The sequence below is a fragment of the Micromonospora sp. WMMB235 genome, from assembly GCF_001855515.1.
In the GTDB taxonomy this organism is placed as follows: Bacteria; Actinomycetota; Actinomycetes; order Mycobacteriales; family Micromonosporaceae; genus Micromonospora; species Micromonospora aurantiaca.
This window is the reverse complement of sequence record NZ_MDRX01000001.1, coordinates 3,319,300-3,335,124: the sequence shown is the minus strand read 5'-3', so window position 1 is coordinate 3,335,124 and position 15,825 is coordinate 3,319,300. Positions and strand designations below refer to the sequence as shown.

Annotated in this window: 17 protein-coding genes; 6 read left to right on the top strand and 11 right to left on the bottom strand. The window is 72.8% G+C overall.

Features of this window, described 5'->3' with window-relative positions:
• Positions 1-4: 4 nt before the first annotated feature.
• The gene (locus tag BFV98_RS14020; RefSeq protein ID WP_071096608.1) at positions 5-1,546 is read right to left on the bottom strand and encodes a gluconokinase; all 1,542 of its coding nucleotides are present in this window, start codon (positions 1,544-1,546) and stop codon (positions 5-7) included.
• A gap of 266 nt (positions 1,547-1,812) precedes the next feature.
• Here BFV98_RS14020 and BFV98_RS14015 point away from each other — a divergent pair, with 266 nt between their 5' ends.
• Positions 1,813-2,967: a hypothetical protein gene (locus tag BFV98_RS14015; RefSeq protein WP_013284270.1), complete on the top strand. Its 1,155-nt coding sequence runs from the start codon at positions 1,813-1,815 to the stop codon at positions 2,965-2,967.
• A gap of 6 nt (positions 2,968-2,973) precedes the next feature.
• On the opposite strand, the gene BFV98_RS14010 is transcribed toward BFV98_RS14015, so the two are convergent.
• Positions 2,974-3,546, bottom strand: a complete 573-nt coding sequence (locus BFV98_RS14010) for a hypothetical protein (protein WP_013474161.1) — start codon at positions 3,544-3,546, stop codon at positions 2,974-2,976.
• A 108-nt stretch (positions 3,547-3,654) separates the two neighbouring features.
• Between BFV98_RS14010 and BFV98_RS14005 the strand changes: the two genes are divergently transcribed.
• The gene (locus BFV98_RS14005) at positions 3,655-4,854 is read left to right on the top strand and encodes a phosphotransferase family protein (protein WP_071096606.1); all 1,200 of its coding nucleotides are present in this window, start codon (positions 3,655-3,657) and stop codon (positions 4,852-4,854) included.
• Here BFV98_RS14005 and BFV98_RS14000 read toward each other — a convergent pair.
• Positions 4,851-5,711 (bottom strand): AraC family transcriptional regulator, encoded by an 861-nt coding sequence (locus BFV98_RS14000; RefSeq protein WP_030273003.1) that lies wholly within the window; start codon positions 5,709-5,711, stop codon positions 4,851-4,853. The two genes, BFV98_RS14005 and BFV98_RS14000, sit on opposite strands and share 4 nt — an antisense overlap.
• Positions 5,712-5,831: 120 nt before the next feature.
• Here BFV98_RS14000 and yidD point away from each other — a divergent pair, with 120 nt between their 5' ends.
• A complete protein-coding gene (gene yidD, locus BFV98_RS13995; RefSeq protein WP_225319755.1) occupies positions 5,832-6,203 on the top strand; it encodes a membrane protein insertion efficiency factor YidD in 372 nt (123 codons plus the stop codon).
• Positions 6,204-6,316: 113 nt separating this feature from the next.
• Here yidD and BFV98_RS13990 read toward each other — a convergent pair whose 3' ends face one another.
• From BFV98_RS13990 to BFV98_RS13975, 4 genes are read right to left on the bottom strand one after another with little or no spacing between them, the layout of a single operon-like run.
• Complete coding sequence (locus tag BFV98_RS13990; protein WP_013284275.1) at positions 6,317-7,051, bottom strand: YqjF family protein; 735 nt, start codon at positions 7,049-7,051, stop codon at positions 6,317-6,319.
• A gap of 32 nt (positions 7,052-7,083) precedes the next feature.
• Positions 7,084-7,449: a VOC family protein gene (locus BFV98_RS13985; protein WP_013284276.1), complete on the bottom strand. Its 366-nt coding sequence runs from the start codon at positions 7,447-7,449 to the stop codon at positions 7,084-7,086.
• Between the two features lie 46 nt (positions 7,450-7,495).
• On the bottom strand, positions 7,496-7,894 hold the full coding sequence (locus BFV98_RS13980) for a hypothetical protein (RefSeq protein WP_071096605.1): 399 nt from the start codon (positions 7,892-7,894) through the stop codon (positions 7,496-7,498).
• Entirely contained in the window at positions 7,891-8,841 is a 951-nt protein-coding gene (locus BFV98_RS13975) for a hypothetical protein (protein ID WP_071096603.1), read from the bottom strand. Before BFV98_RS13975 ends, BFV98_RS13980 begins: the two co-directional genes overlap by 4 nt.
• Before the next feature lie 112 nt (positions 8,842-8,953).
• On the opposite strand from BFV98_RS13975, the gene BFV98_RS13970 reads away from it, so the two are divergent.
• Positions 8,954-11,113, top strand: coding sequence for an MMPL family transporter (locus BFV98_RS13970; protein ID WP_071096601.1), 2,160 nt, complete (start codon positions 8,954-8,956; stop codon positions 11,111-11,113).
• Positions 11,114-11,135: 22 nt separating this feature from the next.
• Here BFV98_RS13970 and BFV98_RS13965 read toward each other — a convergent pair whose 3' ends face one another.
• The gene (locus BFV98_RS13965; protein WP_030272992.1) at positions 11,136-11,798 is read right to left on the bottom strand and encodes a response regulator transcription factor; all 663 of its coding nucleotides are present in this window, start codon (positions 11,796-11,798) and stop codon (positions 11,136-11,138) included.
• The gene (locus tag BFV98_RS13960) at positions 11,795-12,988 is read right to left on the bottom strand and encodes a sensor histidine kinase (protein ID WP_030272990.1); all 1,194 of its coding nucleotides are present in this window, start codon (positions 12,986-12,988) and stop codon (positions 11,795-11,797) included. The genes BFV98_RS13965 and BFV98_RS13960 overlap by 4 nt, the downstream gene beginning before the upstream one ends.
• A 170-nt stretch (positions 12,989-13,158) precedes the next feature.
• Here BFV98_RS13960 and BFV98_RS13955 point away from each other — a divergent pair, with 170 nt between their 5' ends.
• Together BFV98_RS13955 and BFV98_RS13950 are read left to right on the top strand one after the other, a co-directional pair.
• Positions 13,159-13,737: a DUF1772 domain-containing protein gene (locus BFV98_RS13955; protein WP_083395277.1), complete on the top strand. Its 579-nt coding sequence runs from the start codon at positions 13,159-13,161 to the stop codon at positions 13,735-13,737.
• The gene (locus BFV98_RS13950; protein ID WP_071096599.1) at positions 13,734-14,186 is read left to right on the top strand and encodes a hypothetical protein; all 453 of its coding nucleotides are present in this window, start codon (positions 13,734-13,736) and stop codon (positions 14,184-14,186) included. Before BFV98_RS13955 ends, BFV98_RS13950 begins: the two co-directional genes overlap by 4 nt.
• Before the next feature lie 11 nt (positions 14,187-14,197).
• Here BFV98_RS13950 and BFV98_RS31495 read toward each other — a convergent pair whose 3' ends face one another.
• Entirely contained in the window at positions 14,198-15,115 is a 918-nt protein-coding gene (locus tag BFV98_RS31495; RefSeq protein WP_083395276.1) for an HNH endonuclease, read from the bottom strand.
• A 137-nt stretch (positions 15,116-15,252) separates the two neighbouring features.
• Positions 15,253-15,801, bottom strand: coding sequence for a GNAT family N-acetyltransferase (locus tag BFV98_RS13945; RefSeq protein WP_071096598.1), 549 nt, complete (start codon positions 15,799-15,801; stop codon positions 15,253-15,255).
• Positions 15,802-15,825: the final 24 nt, after the last annotated feature.

Below are 15,825 nucleotides of genomic sequence, written 5' to 3'. Positions count from 1 at the left end.
TCGGTCAGCGGGGTGGTGCGGTGGGTGGTGGTTCCGGCGGAAGGCTCGGGGCCATCCGCCGCAGGGACGCGAACGTGGGTACGAGGGCGTCGTACAGCTCGGAGAAGAGAGGGAGCAGTGCGGCGTACGTGGCGGCGGAGGCGGGATCCGGGCGGACCGTCTCCTCGATCCGGACCAGATCGGCGGCGACCTCGATCGATTCGATCAGGCCGAGCGCCTGCATGCCGAGCAGCGCCGCGCCGAAGCCGGACCCCTCGTGCCCGGCGGGGAACCGCACCGGCATGCCGAGCGCGTCGGCGAGGATCTGCCGCCACAGCGCGCTGCGGGCGAACCCGCCGCTGGCGCGGACCTCGCGTACCTCGTTCCCGGCGGCCCGGACCGAGGCGAGGACCAGGGCGAGCTGCTGGCAGACGCCCTCCAGCGCGGCCCGGACCAGGTGCGCCCGGCCGTGGCCGTGGGTCAGCCCGACGTACGCGCCGCGGGGCAGCGCGCTCCAGTGCGGCGCCCGTTCGCTGAGCAGGTACGGCAGCATGATCAGCCCGCCGGAGCCGACCGGCGCCGTGGCGGCCAGGTCGAGCAGCTCCTCCTCGGCGTGCTCGCCCAGCTCGGGGGCGAGCGCGTCGTTCGCCCACTGGAGGACGATGCCGCCGTTGTTGATGGCGCCGCCGACCACCCAGCGGTCCTCGGTGAGCGCGTAGCAGAACACGCCGCCGAGCGGGTCCACGCCGGGGCGTTCCACCATCACCCGCATCGCGCCGCTGGTGCCGATCGAGCAGGCCACCACGCCGGGGCGTACCGCGCCGAGCCCGAGGTTCGCCAGTGGCCCGTCGCCGGCGCCCACCACGAGCGGGGTGTCCACAGGCAGCCCGGTGGCGCGGGCCGCCTCGGGGGTGAGCCCCGGCAGCACGTGGGTGGTGGGTACGAGCTGGGGGAGCTGCTCCTCGGTGATGCCGGCCAGGCGGAGCGCCTCGGTGTCCCAGGCCAGCCGGTGGATGTCCATCAGGCCGGTGGCGGACGCGACCGAGTGGTCGGTGACGAGCGCGTCGGCGAGCCGCCGCAGTACGAGGTCCTTGATGCCGACCCAGTGCGCGACCCGCTCGTGCAGCTTCGGTTCCTGCTCGGCGAACCAGACCAGCTTGGGCAGCGGCGCCATCGGGTGGACCGGGGTGCCGGTGCGCCGGTGCAGGGCGAGCCCGGAGGGCGCGGCCCGCAGGCGTTCGGCCTGCGCGCTCGCGCGGGAGTCGGCCCAGGTGATCGACGGGGTCAGCGGGGTGCCGTCGGCGTCCAGCCCGATCAGGCTGTGCATGGCGGTGCTGAACGACAGGCCCGCAACCGGTACGCGCAGCTCGTCCACCACCGCGCGGATCACGCCGATCACGGCTTCGTGGATGAGGTCCGGGTCCTGCTCGGCCCAGCCCGGGTTCGGCTCCTCCAGGGGGTAGCCGATCGAGTGGCTGGCCAGTTGCCGGCCGGTGGTGTCGAACGCGACGGCCTTGGAACTGGTGGTGCCGATGTCCACTCCCACCACCATGGCCGGGTCGCCCACCGGTGCACCTCCTCGCCGCCCGGGGGCCGCGCTCCGCCCCGCCGTTGCGGCTGACGTTACCGACGTGTCCACGCGCGCGCATGACGAAGCGGGACCGCCGGGAGCCGGTGGCACGGAACGTGAATCGACGCGGGAGTTTCCGCCGATTGTGTAGGTCAATCAGCCGATCGGTCTAATTGGCGACTTTCGCGTGTCTTCGTACCCCTGCCGCACAGTTGACATGAATGACACCCCGATTGGTGGGCTCGCGCGGCGGAGGAGTCGGCGTGACGAAGACTGATTCGACGGGTTCCACATGGCGGTACCGGTGGGCGCACCGGCAGAACGAGCGGCGTCAGCGGGCCTTCCGCGCCGCCGACGAGGCGTGGCGACGCCGCGACGACGAGCTGCGCCGCCTGCGTACCCTCGCGGTGTCCTTCCACGGCTCGGCTCAGGCGGGCGTCGGCCTGCCGATGGAGCTGGCCCCCGGCGAGGTGGTCTTCTGGACACTCCCGGCCGCGCAACTGGTCGAGGTCCGGCACACAGCCGTGCTGCCCGCCCCCGAACTGACAGTCGACCCCGACCCGCCCGCGCTGCGCCCCCGCCGCCCCGAGGGCGTCAAGGTGGTCGACGCCGGGCTCGCCGTGCTCACCAACCGGCGCCTGGTCCTGCTCGGCGGACGCGGCCGGCGCGACTGGGCGTACGGCCGGATGACCGGCCTGTCCCACGACCCCGGCGCGCCGGTCACCCTGATCCAGGTGCTGGACCGGCGGCGTACCTCCGGGTTGCTGCTGCCCACCGGCGCGGCGGCCGACTTCCGGTTCACGCTCACGCTGGCGTTCGCCGACGCGATCGAGCAGCGCGCCGCAGTCGTGGCCGAGCTGGACGAGCTGATCGCGGAGCACACCGCGGCGCGGCCGGAACGCCCCGCAGTGCTCACCCCCGCCCAGGCCCGCGTCACCGCGCTGGTGCCCGGCGGCCGGCGGACGGTGGCGGTCGGCGCGGCGCTCGCGCTGATCGTGCCGGCGATGCTCATCGAGTCCAACCCGCCCACCCGGGCCGGCTCGGAGCGCGCCGCCGCCGCGACCCCGGGGGCCACCGGCACGCCCGCGCCGCCGCACGTCGCGCCCGCCGTCCAGGTCCGGCCCAGCACGAGCCCCGAGCCGTCCCGCGTCCGTCCCGCACCGCCGCGCGGCACGCCGCAGCCGCCGGTCGAGCGTCGCTGCGGCGCACCGGCGAACCCCTTCGGGTACGACTTCTGCGACGGCCAGCGCATCCGCCGGCCGGCTGCCGGGGTGTGCGACTGGTTCGAGTGCGTACCCGGGTTCTGGTCCGACCGCGGCTGGCTGGTGCAGTGCCGCGACGGCTCGATCAGCCGCACCGGCGGCCAGCGCGACGTGTGCGCCGGTCACAAGGGGTTCCGCCGGACCGTCTGGCGGTGACGCCGGTCAGGCCACCGGGCGGGGCGTGACGCGCAGCGGCAGCAGCCCGGCCAGCACCAGCGCGGCGCCCACGGGCAGCAGGTTCAGGTTCACCGCGATCGCCAGGAACCCGGCCAGCACCAGCACCGGCGCCCACACCGGCAGCAGCCGGGCCGCCGCCGCCCGGTACAGCAGCACCAGCAGGCCCACCTCGAACAGCAGCGGTCCGCCGTACAGCACAAGGCCGGGCGTGGGCACCGCGTCGGCGAAGCGCGGGAACAGGTCACCGAGGATCACCCAGACGAAGGCGGCGGCGCCGACCAGGCCGGCCGGCGCGGCCACGTCGTCGAGCGTCCGCAACCGCGACGACCGGGTACGCAGCAGGCCGTGCAGCCCGACGATCAGCGCGGCGAAGCCGAGGACGCCGAGCAGGAACAGCGTGTGCCCGGTGTTCCAGGCCCAGGCGCCCTTGTCGCTGTGCCCGTCCAGGCGGTCGAGCAGGCGCAGCAGGCCGTAGCCGAGCAGCAGCACCGCAGACGCCACGGCGACCGGGCGTAGCCACTGGTGCGTGGGACGTGTGCGGGAATCGAGGAGGCTCATCGCCTCAGCGTTCCGGGCGCCCGTGCCCGGGACATCGGGGAGCGGTCCCGAACCTGACCCGGATCAATCCGCTCGCCTCCCGTAGGGGTGCCCGGATACCGTCCGGCCGTGTCCCGCACCGTCTCGCTGGTCCTGCTCGACGCCGTCGGCCGTCCGCTCGGCGCGCTGCCGCCGTTCGACGTGCCGGAGCCGTGGTGGCAGGAGGTCCACTCGATCGTCGACACGGTCCGGCAGCGCCACGGTCTGGAGGTGACAGTGCTGCGGCTGCTCGACGCCGACCGTTCCGCGCCTCCCGGCGGCCACGTCCGCTACCTGGCGCAAACAGTCGACGCGCCGGCCGTACCCCTGGAACCGGCGGCCGTGGACCTCGCGCCGCACCCGCTGCGCCAGCCGTGGGCGGACGCCGGCGGTCCGGCTCGCAGCGTCGCGTGGGCGACCGGCGAGTTGAGCCGGCGCTGCCGCCGGGTGACGGCGGTGGCGCAGCAGCGCACCTGGAACCTCTCCGCCATCTGGCGCCTGGACACCGACCAGGGCCCGGCGTGGCTGAAGCAGCTACCGTCCTTCGCCCGCCACGAGCCCGAGGTCCTCGGCCGGCTCCCCTCGGTGGCCGGTCTTCCCGGTGACACGGACTCCCTGATCGGCGTGCCGGTGGTGCTCGCCGCCGACGGGGAGGGGCGGATGCTGCTGGACGACGTGCCGGGGGAGGACCGGTACGGGGCCGGGGAGGGCGAGCGGGCCGCCGTCGCGGCCGGACATCACCCGGTGCAGCGGCGGGCGTGCGGGATCGTCGGCGAGCTGGTCGCGGCGGGGGTGCCGGACCTGCGCGGGGCGCGGCTGGCGGACTGGATCCGGGAACGGCTCGCCGGGCACGACGTGTCGGCCGCAGCCGGCCTGCTCGACGGGCTCGACCGGCGGCTCCGGCAGGTCGCCGGCTGCGGCCTGCCGGACACGCTCGTGCACGGCGACCTGCACCCCGGCAACGTCCGCGGCGACGGGCGGCGGCGGGTGGTGATCGACTGGGCGGACTCGTTCGTCGGCCACCCCGCCTTCGACATCCTGCGTCTCACCGAGGACGTCGACGCGGACGCCGCCGCCCGGCTGGTCGACGCGTGGGCGCGACGGTGGCGGGCCGACGTGCCCGGCAGCGACCCGCACCGGGCCGTCGACCTGCTCCGGCCGGTCGCACCGCTGCGGCTGGCCGCCGTGTACGCGATGTTCCTCGCCGCGATCGAGCCGGGCGAGCATCCGTACCACGTGCACGACGTGCCGGCCGCGCTGGCGCGAGCGGCGGCGGTGGCGCGACCCTAGATGCGGCGGACCGGGATCCACAGCTCCGCGTCGGCGGTGCCGCCGTCCTCCGCGACCCGCACCCGCGAGATCTCCGGCCCCGGGCGGGTCTCGTACGGGTTGGACGGGAACCACGACGTGAACACGGCCCGCCACAGGTGCTGCACCGCCACCGGGAACGCCCCGGAACTGGAGAACACCGCCCACTCGCCGGCCTCGACCGGCAGACTGCGCAGGTCGTCCGGCACGTCCGCGCCGGTGACCGCCGCGTACCAGTAGTCCAGCTCGGTGCCCTCGTCCCGGGAACCGGCCAGCTCGGCGCTGACGTTGACGATCCCGTGCGGCTCCTGGTCGGACAGCGCCTCGATGCGGCGGACGGTAGCCGGGTCGATGCCCCTGACGAACGCCACGATGTGCGGGTTCATCCCCTCGTGCACGAGCGGCACCCGCGCCGTCAACCCGGCGAGCCGGAAGGCGTCCTTGGTCACGATCCGGTAGTCCATGCTGGTGTTCCCTTCGACGACGAGCCGGAAGGACATCCGGGGCTGGGACCGCAGCACCGCACCGGCCTGCCGGGCCTGCGTCGGCCCGACGCCGTGCACGGCCCGGAACGCGCGGGCGAACGCCTCGTTCGAGCCGTACCCCCAGCGGACCGCCACGGCGAGCAGCGACTCCCGGCCGGCGAGCACGTCGGCGCCCGCAAGCGTCATCCGGCGTCGGCGCACGTACTCCGACAGCGGCAGCCCGGCCAGCGCCGAGAACAGTCGGCCGAAGTGGTGCTCCGACACGCCCGCGATCCGGGCCAGCGCGGCCACGTCGAGCGGCTGGTCGAGCCGCTGTTCGAGGTGGTCCAGCGCGGCGTTGAGCCGATCCAGCACCCGGTCTTCCCTCCTGGTGACGCCTTCGACGCTAGGTTCCCCGCCGCCCACCGACCCGATCACACCGGACCCGGTCCGGTCGCCTCATCGACAGTGGCGGGCGTGTCGCATCATGGCGTGGTGATCTTCCGGAAGCGGCACCACAAGAAAAAGAAGAGCCGGGACTGGTGCAACTGCGACGTGCCCACCTGCGACGGGCCGGGCTGCTGCGACCTGGGCCTCTTCTCGATGCTGCTCACCCTCGGCTCGGTGACCGCGGGCGTCGTCCGGCGGCCCGCCGTGGACCGGGCCGGCCGGGCCGCCATCCTCGGTTACCGGCGCTGGCTGTCGCACCGCTGGCCGGCGACCTGCCGCTACACGCCGACGTGCAGCGCGTACGGGCTCGCCGCGGTGGAGCGGTACGGGCTGGCGGTGGGTGGCCGGATGGCCGCGGACCGGGTACGCCGATGCCGTCCCGACGTCCCGCACGGCACCCACGACCCGCTGCACTGACCCCGCTCGCCTCCGCGCCGCGCGGACGTGCCGGGGCCACCTCGGGGAAGTGGCGGTGTTCCGGTGTGCCGGATGCCGCCACTGCGGCGACCTGGCGTCGATCAACGTGGCGGTCACCCGACCGACGTGGGGCCGCCGAAGACGACAGGTACGCCTGGGGAGTAGAGCACGCTCACCGGCGGCCCGTCCGGTGCGGGCAGGCCCGCGGCGGTGACCAGCTCGTCGTCGAGGTGCAGCAGCTCGGCGCGGTGCAGCGGCCACTGTGGATGCCAGTTCGGCAGGTGGCGGGTGCGGCCGTACGCCCGGGTGTGCAGGCCCCAGCGGGCGGTCAGGAAGTGTTCCAGCGGCGTCGGCTCGGGGATGGGCGCGCCGACGCGTACCGCCATCCGGCTGATCGAGCCGGCCGGACCGGGCCAGCGGCGGCGGCAGCGGTAGGTGAGCGTGTCACCGGTCCGGTCCAGCCGCATCGCCGACCACTTGTACGGCAGACGCAGGCTCACCTGGGCCACCAGCACCGGCACCAGGCGGGACGCGTCGAGCGAGCGGAACACGACAGCGCGCCGCCCCGAGCCGTCGACCGAGTAGAGCCGGACGTTCGTCTCCCAGAACGTGCCGAAGTACGGCACGCCCGGGCCACGGCCGAGCCCCAGCCCGACCATCCGGAACCCGATCAGCCCGACGTAGGTGAGCCCGTCGAGCGTGTCCGGCCGGGTGCCGGCGGGCAGCAGCGGCGCCACCCGTTCCGGCGGGACCGCCCAGTGCAGGAAGGCGAGATCGTGCCAGCGCTGCGCCAGCCAGGCCCGGCGGATGGCGCGTACGGGAGCGTGCTCGACCGGCTCGATCTCCACCGGTCCATCCTGCCTCCCGGATGCGCCGGGAGTCACTCCGGGCGGTGGCAGACCGCCTCGACGTTGTTGCCGTCCGGGTCGCGGACGAACGCGCCGTAGTAGGCGGCGTGGTATTCCGGCCACTCCTTCGGCGCGTGCAGCACCTCCGCGCCCGCTGCCACCGCCGCGTCGTGGAACGCGCGCACCGTCGCGCGGTCGGCGGCGGTGAACGCGATGTGCACCGGCACCGGCGTGGCGCCGGACGGCGCGGGCTCCACCCAGAAGTCGGGCGCGTCGACGCCGTAGCCGATCGGGCCGGGCTCCATCAGCCGCCGCCCGCCCAGCGGGGCGAGGACCGCGTCGTAGAAGGCGCCGCTCGCCTCCAGGTCGCGTACCGCTACGGAGAAGTGGTCGAGCACGTCGCCTCCCTGCGATCGTCGATGACCGCGCCAGGCTACGAGACCCCTACGACAATCCGCCGTGGTATTCGACGTACCAGTGAGACTGCTCGGCCACGTCGAACGCTGCTACGTCCTCGGGATCGACAGCCGACAGGTAGGCGAGAACCTCGGCCGCCTCCGCCGTGCCGAGCGTCCGCAGGTGAGCGAGCGTCTGCTCCCGCCCCGCCCCGCACAGCAACTGCCACTCCACGGAGCACGCGGCGTCGAAGCTGGAGTGCTTGGCCTGCCAGATCAGCAGTACGTCGGCCAGGTCACCGTGCAGGAACAACTGCTCGCAGCCCAGGTGGATGAGGGCGCTGTCGTTATCGGCACCGAGACGGATCTGCTCGCGCAGCATCGACCGCACCGGCTCGACGTCTGCCGGACGCAGTCCGTGCCGCTCGTACCATTCGTCGTCGTTCACGCGGTCATCCTGCCGGACATCGCGACCATCGGACCGGCTCGCCGTCGCCTGGCGGTGTCCGCGACGATCAGCAGGCCGGGAACCGCGCCGAGCAGCCAGATCACGCCCACCGGCCAGTGGATCACCTCGCCGACCGCGCCCCGGATCTCCGGCACGTCACCAACCACGTAGGACGCCTCCGGGTCGGTCGTGCGGCAGTCGAGCGTCCACCTACCCGGCATCGGCACCCGCACGGTCGCCACCCAGGAATAGGTGGCGGCGTCGCTGCCGTAGTCGCCCGGCGGGACGGAGACCGGCTCGGCCGTCCGGACCTCCGCGCCGCCGCCGGTGACGCGGCAGTCCGGGTCCGCCGGGGAGAAGCCCACCGCGAAGATCGCGTACGCCCCGGCGGCCGGTGCCGTGAACCGGCCTGCCGACGTCGAGTAGGGGCCGACGCCGCCGTACTCATGCGGGGGTTGCCCGATCGTGCTGTCCTCGGCGCCGAGCCCTACCGCGGACTGGGCCAGCAGCGCGCCGAACACCACGGCGAGCCCGCCGATCAGATAGCCGCGCCGCGACGCCGGGCGGGCCCGGTGGGGCAGGCGCCCGCCGGCGGCGTACCCGATCAGCGCTCCGGCCACCGCGAGCGCCGCGCCGCCGAGCAGAGCCCGCCCCCAGTGGGCCTCGCCGGTCAGCGGCACGACCCACCGGAAGAGCGCCAGTGACAACGCGAGAAGCGCCGTCGCGACCAGCGTGGACACGCCCAGGGCCACCCCGGGCCGCCGGGGCTGCCGGGCCGCCAGCACGGCGGCGAGCACCGGTGACGCGAGCACGGGCCACCACAGCGCGGTCGAGACCGGCTGGTCCTCCTCCCATCTGTGGGTCCACTCGAAGAAGACCAGCGGAGCCGGCACCGTCGCCGCCAACCAGGCCGTCAGCACTCCGGGACCGGGCAGCGTCGCGCTCATCCGTCGATCCTCGACCACCCGGATCACCGACGAAAGTCCGCGAGCCGTCCGAAAGGGATTGCTCACGCAGCGTAGGATCGCGTGCGACACAGCCGAACACACGGGGGAAACGATGTTCGAGCGCCTGGGCAGATTCGTCGTGGGCAAGGCCTGGTGGGTGATCGGCGGCTGGGTCGTCGCCGCGATCGCGATCATCGCCGCCAGTCCTTCACTGAGCGACATCACCTCCGCGGACCAGGAAAGCTTCCTGCCGCGCACCTACGAGTCGGTGCAGGCCACCGAGCTGGGCGCGAAGTCGTTCCCGCAGGCCGCCACCGCCACCGCAACGGTCGTCGTCAAACGCAGCGACGGTAGACCGCTGACCGCGGCCGACGAGGCGCGCGTGGGGCAACTGGCCGCCGCGCTCAAGGCCCGGAACATCCCGCAGACCTCCGGCTACCTCACCGGCCCGCAGGCCGTCGCACCGGACAAGTCCGTGCAGGTGGTCACCGTCGGTCTCGACGCCGACAGCCCCGACGACCCGGGCCTGCTCGACGCGGTACGCGACCTGCGCGCCGCCCTCGGGCCGGACCTGGCCGGCAGCGGCCTGACCGCCGGGGTGGCGGGCGACGTGGCGAGTTTCGTCGACAACGAGGACACGTTCAACGACGCGTTCGCCGTCGTCGGCGTCGCCACCATCGTCCTCATCATCGGGCTGATCCTGATCATCTTCCGCAGCCCGATCGCCGCGCTGCTGCCGGTCGTGGTCATCAGCGTCGTCATGTCCGTCACCACCGGGCTGGTCGCCGCCGCCGGCAAGGCGTTCGACCTCAACGTCAGCCAGGACCTCCAGACCATCCTGCTGATCGTGCTGTTCGGCATCGGCACCGACTACATCCTGTTCCTGCTGTTCCGCTACCGCGAGCGCCTGCGCGCCGGAGACGACAAGCGCACCGCGATGGTCGTCTCGGTGCAGCGGGTCGGCGAGGTCATCACCTCCGCCGCCGGTGCGGTCATCGTGGCGTTCCTGGTGCTGCTGCTCGCCTCGCTCGGCTTCTTCGGGTCGCTCGGCCCGGCGCTCGCCATCGCCGTCGGCGTCATGCTCGTCACCTCGCTGACCCTGATCCCGGCGCTCGTGTCGCTGCTCGGCCGGTGGGTGTTCTGGCCGTCGAAGGCGTGGCAGCGCCCGCCCAAGGCGACCCTGTCCCGGCGGCTCGGCGCCGTCGTCGGCCGCCGCCCGGCCGTGGTGGCCGCCGCTTCGGGCGCGCTGCTCGTCGCGCTCGCCGCCGGGGTGCTCGGCTACAAGGCCGACTACGACTTCGGCGCCGGCTTCCCGCAGGACACCGAGTCGGCGCGGGCCGCCCAGGACCTCCAGCGCGGGTTCGCCGCCGGGGCGCTCGCGCCCACCGAGGTCTACCTCACCACCGGCAACGGCACCCCGCTAACCGAGCAGCAGGTGAACGACTTCGCCGCCGCGTCGGCGCGCGCACCCGGCGTCGGGCAGGCACAGCCGCCGGAGCGCAGCGCCACCGACCCGAGCGTCGTCCGGATAAGCCTGCTGCTGAACGAGAACCCGATGTCCAACGAGGCGATCACGCTCGTACGCGACGACCTGCGGAAGTCCCTGCACGAGGCGGCTCCGCCGGGCACCAGGGCACTCGTCGGCGGCACCACGGCGATCTTCGCGGACATCAACTCGGCGAACAACAGGGACCTGTCGGTGATCCTGCCGGTGGCCGCACTCCTGATCGCGATCATCCTGGCGCTGCTCCTGCGCAGCCTCGTCGCGCCGGTCTACCTGGTGATCGCCGTGCTGCTCAACTTCGCCGCCACGCTCGGCGCCACCGTCTACGTGTTCCAGGGGCTCCAGGGCAACCCGGGCGTGACGTTCCAGCTGCCGATCATCCTCTACCTGTTCGTGGTGGCGATCGGCACCGACTACAACATCCTGATGATCGCCCGACTACGCGAGGAGGCGCGCGAGGGCCACGAACCGCACCAGGCCGCCGCGATCGGGGTGGAACACGCCGGGCCGACAGTCGCCGCGGCCGGGCTGATCCTGGCCGGCACGTTCGGGGTGCTGATGCTCGCGCCGATCTCGTTCCTCCAGCAGATGGGCTTCGCGGTGGCGATCGGGATCGTGCTGTCCGCGTTCGTCATGTCGATGTTCTTCGTGCCGGCGCTGACCGGGCTGATCGGCCACAAGGCGTGGTGGCCGGGGCACGGCGACGAACGGCGCAACGGCGGCGGCCGGCACGCGGCACCGGCACCTGCGGACGCGGCGTCGACCTGACTGTGACCCGCCCCGGCGCGGCTCAGCCCTCGCCGGGGCGGACCAGCCCGCTCTCGTACGCGATCACGACGAGCTGCGCCCGGTCGCGGGCGTTCAGCTTCTGGAGCAGCCGGCTCACGTAGGTACGCGCGGTGTCGGGGCTCAGGAACAACGCCTGCCCGATCTCCGCGTTGGACCGCCCGGCGCCCACCTGCGCCAGCACGTCCCGTTCCCGTGCGGTCAGTCCGGCCAGCCGCGCCGGGTCGGCCACCGGTGAACGGGCCGCCGCGGCGAGCACCCGCCGGGTGACGGCGGGGGAGAGCAGCGCGTCGCCACCGGCGACGGTCCGGACCGCGTCCCGCAGCGCGTCGGGCGGGGTGTCCTTGAGCAGGAAACCCGCCGCCCCGGCGCGGATCGCCTCGAACAGGTACTCGTCGTCGTCGAACGTGGTGAGCATGACGACCTGCACGCCGTCCAGCATCGGGTCGGTCAGGATCCGCCGGGTCGCCTCCAGTCCGTCCCCGCCGGGCATCCGGACGTCCATCAGCACGATGTCGGGCCGCTGCTCCCGTACCACCGAGAGGCCGCTGCCGCCGTCGCCGGCCTCGCCCACCACCTCGATGTCCGGCGCCCGGTCGAGCAGCGCGCGCAGGCCGGTGCGTACGAGGTGCTGGTCGTCGACGAGCACGACGCGGATCGGGTTCACGCGGCGACTCCCGTCAGTGGCAGGTGGACCGACACCCGGAAGCCGGCGGTGCCGCCCGTGCCGGTTGCGGCGGTTGCTCCGGTGCTGCCGGTTTGGATGGTGCCGGTTTCTACGGTGCCGCCGAGCAGGGCTACCCGCTCGGCCATGCCGCGCAGGCCCTGGCCCGTCCCGTCCCTGCGCCCGGCGGGCGGGCCGCCGTGGCCGTCGTCCACCACCTCCAGCGCGAGCCGGCCGGGCGTGGCGCGGACCGTGACGGTGACCCGGGTGGCATCGGCGTGGCGCAGGACGTTCGTCAACGCCTCCTGCACGACCCGGTAGACGGTGCTGCCCACGACCGCCGGCAGCGTGTCCACCGGACCTTCGATCCGCAGGTCGACAGTCAGCCCACCCCGGCGTACGCCGTCCACGAGCGCCGGGAGCCGGTCGAAGCCGGGGGCCGGTTCCCGTGGACCGGGTTCCCGGCGCAGCGTGCCGAGCGTCGCCCGCAGCTCCGCCATCGCGCTGCCGCTCACCGACCTGATGGCGGCCAGCGCATTCTCCGCCTGCGCCGGATCGCTGTCGGCGAGTGCCTCCCGGGCGACGGCGGACTGCAACGTGATCACCGACATGGTGTGCCCGAGCGTGTCGTGCACCTCCCGGGCGATGCGCAGCCGTTCCGCCTCGACCTGACGGGCCGCCTCCCGGTGGCGCTCCTCGTCGGCCGCGACCGCCTGCCGGACCAGCGCCGCCCGCAGCGACCTGCGGTTGCGTACCGCGTCACCGAGGGCGATGACGGCGAGCAGCAACGCCGCCTCGGAGCCGAGTTCCGTACCGACGACCACCGCGATGTCGTCGCCCTCGGCCAGCCGGGCGACCACGGACACGGCCAGCAGGCTCCCGGCCACCACGGCGGCCGGGACGACACGCCCGCGTTCGGACACCCGGTAGAGGACGGCGGCGGCCGGGGCGGCCACTCCGACGGGCGGCAGGTCCAGCGCGTAGTACCCGAGGATCACGACCGCCGTGGCGACCAGCGCCGGCAGCGGCCACCGCCTGGCGCACAGCACCAGCCCGCCGAGCACCGCGCCGACCACGACGGCGAGCGCCGCGCCGCCGGGCGAGGGCCGGTCGGCCGCCACGGCCACCGCGACCAGGCCGAGCGTGGCCGCCGCGAGCAGCACATCGGCGCGGGTGGGCGAGGTGTCGGGCACGCCTTCGAGCCTAGGTCCGCGCGGACCCTCACCGCTGTCGTCCGCAGGCGTCAGGGACGACCCCGAGGCGTACGCCGAGAAGCGACATCCGGTCGCGCGGCCACGCGGACGACGGCCGGGGACAGCCGACCTAGCGTCGATGGCGTCCCCAAAACGTGAGGAGAACCCTCGTGGTACGCACAAGACTGACCTGGCTCGCCCTTATTGTGATGGTCTGGGCGTCGATGATGTCGTTCGGCGGGGTCGCCGCCGAGACCGTCATGCTCTACCCGAACATCTTCAACGACGCGCCCGCCTCGCTCGACCGGGCCCGCGAGTTCCTCGTCCACGGCGGCCCGCACGACTACTTCCCGCCGCTCGGCGCGTCGGTGATCCTCAGCAGCGTCGCCGCGACGCTGCTCACCTGGCGCGACCGCCGGCTGCGCTGGTGGGTCGCCGGCGCCACGGCCGTGTTCGTCGTCTGCGAGTTCGTGTTCTCCGCTGTCTTCTTCTGGCCGCGCAACGAGATCATGTTCGTGGACCCGGTGGGAACGCACTCGCCGGAGTACCTGCGCCAGGTGGCGGCCGAATTCGTCGCCGGTCACTGGGTGCGCTTCGCCGGAGGTGCGGTGACGGCCGTGCTGGCGTTCGTCGCGCTGCTGAAGTTCGTGCGCTCGACCGCGTCCGTTCCGGCTCCCGCGTCGGCTTCGGTGCCCGCTTCGGCGCCGGCTTCGGCATCCGGCTCCGGGTCGGCGGAGGTGACGCGATGAGCGCGGGTCGCCGTACCCTCGGGTTCTCCTGGCCGGCGTTGGTTGCGCTCGCCGCGTTGGCCGCCCCGCGCGTGGCGCTGCACGACCTGGACGTCGTGCCGGAGGGCACGGTCGTGGCTGCGCTGCTGGCGGTCGGGCCGCCGCTGTGCTGGGTGGCCGCCGTGCTGTGGCGGCGGCCACCGCGCCCGTTCCTGACGATCGTGGTGATCGGGGCGCTGTACGGGGTGTTCCTGGCGGCCGGTCACCAGGTGTTCTGGGACTCGTCGCTGGGGATGGACGCGCCGGGGCTGGCCGGGCTGGAGCCGGGGGCTCGGGAGGCGTTGTTGCGGGGTGCGGCGGTGATGTCGAGCCTGGTCACCGGGACGATGGTTGGGGTGGTCGCGGGTGGGGTGGCGGTGCTGCTGGGCCGGGTGCTGCCAGCGCCAGCCCGGCCGACAGAGCCCAGTTAACAGGCGGTCTTCTAGGCAGCTGCCCGAAATTTCTCGTAGCGTGCCTCAAGCCTTTGACGATGGGGATGAGCAGAGCGCTCCCTAGGCAGCGCAATGTGGCATCCATGCATCTCCTGGATTCCATGACGCAGCATCGGTCCATCGACTTCCTTCAGGATGTCGGGACGCACCTCGACTCGGTGGTCGGGTCGGATTCCGATGATGTTCTGATCGAACGCCGCGTGATGAATCTTGCAGAGGGCTAGGCCGTTGGGCACGATCGGATCGCCCGCCGGTTGGCCGTCAGGGATGATGTGGGCAGCATCCAGCAGCGACCGGTGGCGTAGCCGGCAGATCGCGCAGGTCGTCCCATAGGCCTGTATCACCCTAGCCCGGAAAACCGGCTGGTGAAGACGTAGCTTCGTCAGACGTTCGACGTACCTTCGCCTATCCGTATCGACTGCGCTTCCCGGTGGGATCAATCGCTGTGCTTCGTCAAGCGCAACCGCGAACTGCAGTTGTTCTGGCTCGTCCGCGATCAACCACACCGGATACCGCGGCAGGTAGAGAGCAGGTGCGATGCCAACGAACCAGATCAGTGGTAGACGGTGTTCGTATGCGCGGCGCAACGCGACATTCTCATGGTGGTTGGGGTCGTTTCCACGGTACTTGTATCGGAGGAGCCCGTCCGGTCCCTCTCGGTCCTCGTAGGGCGGTGGGTGGCCCGGCGGGGTGAACGTTGTGCGGATGGACAGCGCTGCATCAAGAAACGCAGGCTTACGGATACCGCGCTGTGGATCCAGGAGAGCGACTCGTCGGCCTTCAAAGGTGAACTGCGCTAGCTCTGCCTTCGTCGCCAGTTCCTGCTGGCGCTGTGCTCGTTCGGTCAGCCAAGCAGCAGCTGCTTTGCGAAGGCGGAGATCGAGAGCCGCATCTGCCATGATCGACATACTGTCATGCCAACCACGGCCCTCCTTCCACTGAACGGCTAGTGATCGGGAACCACGTAGGTCCGACCGGACCGCGGCGACTTATGGCATGGCGTCGCAGGCTGGAAGAAGGCCCTGCGGCTTGTGCTCTGAGGGCTCTAGGAACTCAATGTGAGTTCCTTCGTGCGGACTTCGAACAGAGGCGCGCCCTCGCGCGTCGGCTGGAGCCACCCGGCCGGTCGCCAACCCCAGGAGTCATACGCCTGCTGAGCGGCGGCGTTGTCAGGCCGTACGAGCAGCGTCGCCCTCTCTTCCCGCCGGGTGCTCAGGAGCCGGTCGTGGAGCGCCCGCGCGATACCCCGGCGTTGCCACGATCGCCGCACCAGCAATTCGCAGACTGCGAAAGTCCGGCGCCCGTTCTCGTTCGTGAAGCCGTCCTGCACCGGCTCGTGGATGCCGTCCCACCAACGCGTATCGGCTCCGAGCGGGAAGCCGTAGACGTAACCGACCAGCTCGTCATCGACGCGGGCCGTCACCAGCTCCCAGCGTTCCTGGGGCATGTGCGCCGCGAGCTGCCGTTCGTACCGCTCGGCCGTGTAGCGCGGACCGTCGTCGGCGTGCGCGTCGAGGTACACGTCCAAAAGCTGGTCCATCAGGCTCTCGGCCTCTGCTGCGGTCTGGCGGCGTAGTCGCAGATTCTCCCGCACGAGACCAGCATCCCACCGAGCCGC

Coding starts and splice junctions, on each gene's coding strand:
- BFV98_RS14010 (WP_013474161.1), bottom strand. CDS start 3,546: ATGAGCCTCCTCGATTCCCGCACACGTCCCACGCACCAGTGGCTACGC.
- BFV98_RS13975 (WP_071096603.1), bottom strand. CDS start 8,841: ATGAGCGCGACGCTGCCCGGTCCCGGAGTGCTGACGGCCTGGTTGGCG.
- BFV98_RS13970 (WP_071096601.1), top strand. CDS start 8,954: ATGTTCGAGCGCCTGGGCAGATTCGTCGTGGGCAAGGCCTGGTGGGTG.
- BFV98_RS13950 (WP_071096599.1), top strand. CDS start 13,734: ATGAGCGCGGGTCGCCGTACCCTCGGGTTCTCCTGGCCGGCGTTGGTT.
- BFV98_RS31495 (WP_083395276.1), bottom strand. CDS start 15,115: ATGTCGATCATGGCAGATGCGGCTCTCGATCTCCGCCTTCGCAAAGCA.